The organism is Nevskiales bacterium, assembly GCA_035574475.1.
In the GTDB taxonomy this organism is placed as follows: domain Bacteria; phylum Pseudomonadota; class Gammaproteobacteria; order Nevskiales; family DATLYR01; genus DATLYR01.
Genome location: DATLYR010000011.1, coordinates 1 through 5,962 on the forward strand (window position 1 = coordinate 1; position 5,962 = coordinate 5,962).

Here is a 5,962-nt window from a genome sequence, read left to right on the forward strand (position 1 = left end):
AGCGCGGGATGTTCATGGGGGGGCTCAGGCGCACGCAGCGGCGCGAGGCCGAGCGAATCGAGGAGTGACAGGGCGTAGCGGCGCGCCGTCAGCGCGCCCTGCTCGTCGGGCCTGTTCAGCCGCGCCCGGCCTGGCGCTGCGCCCATACCTGCTCCGCGCGCTGCTTGAGGCCGTCGGTCATGCCGGCAAAGCCGGCCTCCAGCTGCCGGCCCATGAGCGCGCGCACCAGCGGCATCAGCCAGCCACACAACTCGAAGTGCGAGACATAGCGGCAGCGCTTGCCGTCGAGCGGGTTGAGATCGTGGGATCTGTAGGACGCCAGCGCGCCCGGCGGCAGCGGCTTCATGCGATAGGCGAAGCGGCGCTTGGGCTCGAATTCCAGCATGACTTCGTTGGCGGTCTGCAACCTGTTGCCCAGCCGCACCTTCATGTCGATCGCCTCGCCGGGCTTGAGCGAGGATTGGCACTCGAGCACGAAGGGGTTCCACTCGCCATAGCGCGGCAGGTCGGTGAGCACCTCCCAGACCACGTCGGCGGGCGCGTCGATATCGACCGTCTTGTTAATGACGAACCTCATGAAGCCTCCGCAAATTCCTGCCGGATCACCCGTCGCAGCACCTTACCGGTTTCGTTGTAGGGCAGCGCGTCCTTGAACACGATCTTCTGCGGCACGCGCGAGGAGCGTAGCTTGTCCTTGACCAGCGCCTGCAGTTCCTGCGCGCTGGCCTTGGCGCCGGGCTTGAGCACCACCGCCGCCGCCACGGCCTCGCCCCACTGCTCGTCCGGCATCGCCACACAGGCGCAGTCGGCGACCGCGGGGTGGGTCAGCAGCACGTCCTCGATCTCGCCGGGCGAGATGTTTTCGCCGCCGCGCACGATCACGTCGTCGGCACGGCCCTCGAGGAACAGATAGCCTTCGGCGTCGAGATAGCCGCGGTCCTTGGTCGGAAACCAGCCGTCGGCGTCGAGCTGGCTGCCTTGCTGCAAGTATTCTCCAGACACCTGCGGCCCGCGCACGAACACCAGCCCTGCCTCCTCCGGCCCCAGCACCCGGCCGCTCTCGTCGCGGATCTGGATCTCGACCGCGGCCGGTTTGCCCACCGAGCCCAGGCGGCGCTGTACCGCCGGATCGCTGCTGGCGGCCGCCGCGCGATGATCCTCCGGCCCCAGCACGGCGATGGTCGAGCTGGTTTCGGTCAGGCCGTAGGCATTGGTGAAGTCCACGTCCGGAAACAGCGTCATCGCCTTCCGGATGACGGACAGCGGCATCTTGCCGCCGCCGTAGGCGATCGCCTTGAGCGCCGGCAGCCTCGGCGCTTCGCCACGCGCCTCCAGGTGCTCCACCACGCGCTGCAGCATGGTCGGCACCAGGAAGGCGTTGCTCACGCCGTTGTCGCGGCAGGCATCCAGCCAGGCCTGCGGCTCGAAGGCCTCCAGCTGCACCATGCGCCGGCAGGCGTAGGTCGAGGACAACACCGCCGAGATGCCGGCGATGTGGTAAGGCGGCACGGTGACCACGATGGCATCGTGCTCGTCGGCGGCGCCGAATTCCACCGTGCCGACGATGTAGGCCATCAGGTTTTCGTGGCGCAGGATGGCGGCCTTGGGCTTGCCGGTGGTGCCGCTGGTGAACAGCTGCACGGCAATGTCGTGCGGGTCTTCGCTCGGCGTCGGCGCCGCATCCGTCGCCGGCAGCGAGAGCAGCTCGGCGCGATCAATGATCTGCACGTCGGTACGCTTATCCAGCTTGCCGGCGAATTCGGCGCTCGTGACCAGCACGGCCGGCGCCACGCGCGCGATCAGCTCGTCGAGCTCGGCCGCGGTCAGGCGGTAGTTCAGCGGCACGTAGGGAATGCCGGCATAGGCCGCGCCGAAGATCGCCACCGGCGCGGCCGGGCCGTTCACATCCAGGAAAGCCACGTAGTTCGCGCCGCTGGCGCGAAAACGCGCGGCGGCGCGGCAGGCCTTCTCGCGCAGCTGCGCATACGTCAACCGCTCGGCCCCCGACACCACACCGATGCGGTCACCGAAAGCCTCGGCGGCCATGTCCAGGATGGTGGAGATGTTCATGCCAAGACCTCCCTCCCCCGCGACGGGGCAGGGTTGGGGTGGGAATCAAAGTTCAGCGCCAACCGATCACTCCCATCCTGGCCTTCCCCCATCCAGGGGGAGGGCATGCAGGTGTACATCGTGCGCATGCTAATCCGAACTGGGCAGCTGCTTCGCCTGCTTGATCTCCAGCGGCGTACCGTTCAAGGTCAGCACGCCCTTGCCGCCCTTGGTGCACAGCAGCTCGACCGACTCGTCGGCGTTGACGTAGCGCTTGCCGATCAGGGTCTCGCCGTCCGGCGCGCCGGGGCTCGAAGGATCGTTGGGGCCGACCATCGGCACACCGCCGCAGCTCAGCTCATGCTCGCCCGGCGGTGCCTTGACCACCATCACCTGGGTGTCGCTCACCGCGCTCTTGAACCGCGCACCTGCCTTCAATGCCATCGCCATAACTCGCTCTCCATCCATTCATTCGCCTGATTTTTCGTCACCCCGGCGCAGGCCGGGGTCCAGTGCCTTTTTTAAAGGAAAGGCGCTGGATTCCGGCTTTCGCCGGAATGACGTAATTCTGTTCATATCCTCGCGGCCGTTACTTCATCCACCCACGCCGCCAGCGTCTCGAACTGCTGCTGGCGCGACGCAAACAGGAAATGACTGTGCCCGGTACCGGGCCAGATGTTCAAGCTCACCGCCGGGCTGGCCGGGAAGGCCGCCGGGATGTCCTGCGGCGGGCCGGCGATGTCCAGCTCGCCCACGCCGAGAAACACCGGCACGTCCACCTGCGCCGCCTCCGGTGCGACGTTGCCGGGCAGCATGGACATGAAGGCCGGCACCGGCAGCAGCGGCTCGGAGGCCGGCTTGATGACCGCGCTCGCGCGCGGATCCGCCTGGGCGCCCGCGTACAGGCCACTGGACTCGCCGCCGCCCTTGATCACCGGGTACGGCACGGAGAAGAACTGCCGTGCCAGTTCCACCAGCCTTGCGCGCACGGCCTCGGTGCCCTGCGCGGCCAGCGCACGCGTCTCGGGCGACAGGTATTCGGGCAGCCCCCGCGTGGAAAAACCCAGCAGCGCCAGCGCCACATGCGGGCGGTGATACGCCTGCTGCAAGACGGTCATCATCGCGCCCATCGAATGACCGACGCCGACCGTTTTCAGGCCCGGCCGTTGCGCGCACAGCTCGGACAGCACCGCCTCGGTCGCATTGGCATTGGCCTGGGTCAGCAGTTCCGGCGTGAGCGCAAAGCCGTCGGCCGGCTTGTCGCTGCCGCCAAGACCCAGGTAATCGAGCATCACCACCGTGAAGCCACGCGCGGCCATCTGGCGCGCGAAGCTGAAGCTCATGGCGTCGGCCGAGCCGTCGGTCGCGTACAGGTCGTAGAAGCGCCGGTTCATACCGCCGCCCGGCAGGCAGACCAGCGCCACGGGCCTGGCGCTGTCGGCGTCCGGCTGGCGGATCTCGACCGCGATGCGCAGCGGGCCTGCGCCCGGCAGTGAGACGCCGCTGTCGACCTGTTTCTGTATCACGCTCTGCACGTTCGCGGATCCTGCACTCAGCGCCCCCTCCACAAGGGGGAGGGGAAATTTGGTGACGGCCACGCTCATGCCCTGGCGAGAATCGCGCCGGCCATGCCGGAGGACACCAGTACGTGCTGCACGTTCTTCACCTGGTTCACCGAAGTGCCACGCACCTGGCGCACGCCCTCGGCCATGCTGTTCATGCCGTGGATATAGGCCTCGCCGAGCAGGCCGCCGTGCGTGTTCACTGGCAGCGCACCGTCGATCGCGATCTGGCCGCTCTTCACGAAGTCCTTGGCCTCGCCGGGCTTACAGAAGCCGAACGCCTCCAGCTGCAACAGCACGTGCGGGGTGAAGGCGTCGTAGATCATGGCGCACTGCATGTCGGAGGGCTTGAGTCCCGTCATCGCCCACAGGCGCCTGGCCACCCCCATGGCCTCCGGCATCACGGTGAGGTCGTCGTGGTAATAGTTCGAGATCACCTCGACGTTGTACGGGATGGACTGTGTCGCGCCCAGGATGCGCACCGGCGGCTGTTTCAGGTCTTTCGCACGCTCGAGGCTGGTCACCAGGATGGCGACGCCGCCGTCGGATTCCTGGCAGCAGTCGAGCAGGCGCAACAGCGGTTCCATGATCCACTTCGAGTTCTGGTGGTCCTCGAGCGTGATCGGGCGCTGGTAGAACCAGGCCTTGGGATTGGTGGCGGCGTACTTGCGTTGCTGCACCGATACGTAGCCGAGATCACGGTTGGTCACGCCGTACCTGTGCATGTAACGGCCGGCCTGCAGCGCCGCCCAGCTGGCGGGTGTCATGGCGCCGTAGGGGATGCACCACAGGAGCGACCCGGTGCCATGCCCGGCGGTGTAGCCGGACATGTTGGCCTGGTTCGGATTCTGGCCGAAGCGATACTGCGAGCGCTCGTTCATCGCGCGCCAGATCAGCACGTTCTGGCACAGACCCGCGTTGACCAGCGCCATGGCCTGAAAGATCGTACCGGCCGCCGCCGCGCCGCCACCCGGGATGCGCGTGGTATAGGCCAGGTCCTTCACACCGAGGCAGCGCGCGAGTGAAATCTCGTCGCTGTTGTCGATGGTGAAGGTGATCATGCCATCGATGTCGCGCGGGTCCACGCCGGCGTCCTCGCAGGCAGCCAGCGAACACTCGGCCGCGAGCTGCAGCTCGCTGCGGCCGGAGGCCTTGGAGAACTCGGTGGCGCCGATGCCAGCGATCGCGGCTTCCGTGAATTTGCGTGTCATATCAAATTACCTGAGCGAACCGTCGATGAAGAAATCGTTACGAGCAGCCCAGCCGCGCGGAGCAGGAGCGCAGGAACCGGAGCGTACACATTAGTACGTGAGGATTCCGAGCACCGCGCGACAAAGCGGATGGGTTGCGCAGTAGATTTTTCATCGACGGGGGCGGAACACCGGCACCTTGTGATTGCCCATGGTCGGCTCGAAGGTCACTTCCACCGGCATGTCGTGCCGCATGTCTTCGATCTTGACGCCGACCACGTTGGATACCATGCGGATGCCCTCTTCCAGCGCGATCACGGCGATGATCGGCGGCTCGCGGAAGCCGAACGGCGGCGGATGCCGCGGCACCGCCCAGGTATAGACCGTGCCGCGCCCGGACAGCGGCACCTCCTCGCGCGCGAGGCTGTGGCAGTGCGGACACATCGGCCGCGGCGGGAAGCGGAACCTGCCGCAGTCGCTGCACTTCTGGCCGATGAATTCCTCGCGGTCGGCCGCCGCCCAGAAGCTCTTGGCATCCGGCGTGACGATCGGCGCGATGCGCGTCGGCTTGGGCGCGGCCTCGGCCGCGGGTTCGGTGGGTTCGGACATGGTGACCTACATCGTTTGTGGCCCCTCCCCCTTGGTGGGCGAGGGTTGGGAGGGGTGACCTGCCCCGCCCCCTCCATCCCCACCCTCTCCCATCAGGGGACAGGGAGTGAAACCCTCAGCCCTTCTTGGCCTCCTGCTGCAGCAAGCCCGCCATGCCCGGCTTGGCCGCCTGTCCGGCGGCCTGCGCAGCGGGCCGTGGCGGCATCCGCGGCATGCCGGGGAAACCGATCGCGAACTGCTCCTCCATCTGCTTCATCTGCTCTTCCGTGTAGCCCATCCCGGCCATGATTTCCTGGGTGTGCTCGCCCACGATCAGCGGCCGCCCCTGGATCACGCCCGGCGTATCGGACAGATCGAAGAGCAGCCCGATCTGATCCAGCTTGCCGACGTGCGGATGCTGGAAAGACACCACCCATTTGCGCTTCCGGAACTCGGCGTCGTCGTGCAGCCTGCGCGAGAACTCCGGATCCACGATTTCCACCGGCACGCCGGCGGCATCGAGCTTCCGGAACCAGTTGGCGGCGGTGTCGCCGAGGAGCCGCTCGCCGATCA

General features: G+C 67.2%; 7 protein-coding genes. All 7 read right to left on the bottom strand.

Annotation, left to right across the window (positions count from 1 at the left end; translation table 11 throughout):
• Positions 1 to 115: 115 nt before the first annotated feature.
• Positions 116 to 577: an SRPBCC domain-containing protein gene (locus VNJ47_00525; protein HXG27318.1), complete on the bottom strand. Its 462-nt coding sequence runs from the start codon at positions 575 to 577 to the stop codon at positions 116 to 118.
• Positions 574 to 2,070 carry a class I adenylate-forming enzyme family protein gene (locus VNJ47_00530; protein HXG27319.1) on the bottom strand — a complete coding sequence of 499 codons (1,497 nt, stop codon included), beginning with the start codon at positions 2,068 to 2,070 and terminating at the stop codon, positions 574 to 576. Before VNJ47_00530 ends, VNJ47_00525 begins: the two co-directional genes overlap by 4 nt.
• A gap of 129 nt (positions 2,071 to 2,199) precedes the next feature.
• Entirely contained in the window at positions 2,200 to 2,499 is a 300-nt protein-coding gene (locus VNJ47_00535; GenBank protein ID HXG27320.1) for a hypothetical protein, read from the bottom strand.
• 122 nt (positions 2,500 to 2,621) lie between these two features.
• Positions 2,622 to 3,584 carry an alpha/beta fold hydrolase gene (locus VNJ47_00540; protein ID HXG27321.1) on the bottom strand — a complete coding sequence of 321 codons (963 nt, stop codon included), beginning with the start codon at positions 3,582 to 3,584 and terminating at the stop codon, positions 2,622 to 2,624.
• A 65-nt stretch (positions 3,585 to 3,649) separates the two neighbouring features.
• Complete coding sequence (locus tag VNJ47_00545) at positions 3,650 to 4,822, bottom strand: lipid-transfer protein (protein HXG27322.1); 1,173 nt, start codon at positions 4,820 to 4,822, stop codon at positions 3,650 to 3,652.
• A 150-nt stretch (positions 4,823 to 4,972) separates the two neighbouring features.
• Entirely contained in the window at positions 4,973 to 5,410 is a 438-nt protein-coding gene (locus tag VNJ47_00550; GenBank protein HXG27323.1) for a Zn-ribbon domain-containing OB-fold protein, read from the bottom strand.
• Positions 5,411 to 5,525: 115 nt separating this feature from the next.
• Positions 5,526 to 5,962: CoA transferase (locus tag VNJ47_00555; GenBank protein ID HXG27324.1), on the bottom strand; the 437-nt coding region annotated here is incomplete at its 5' end.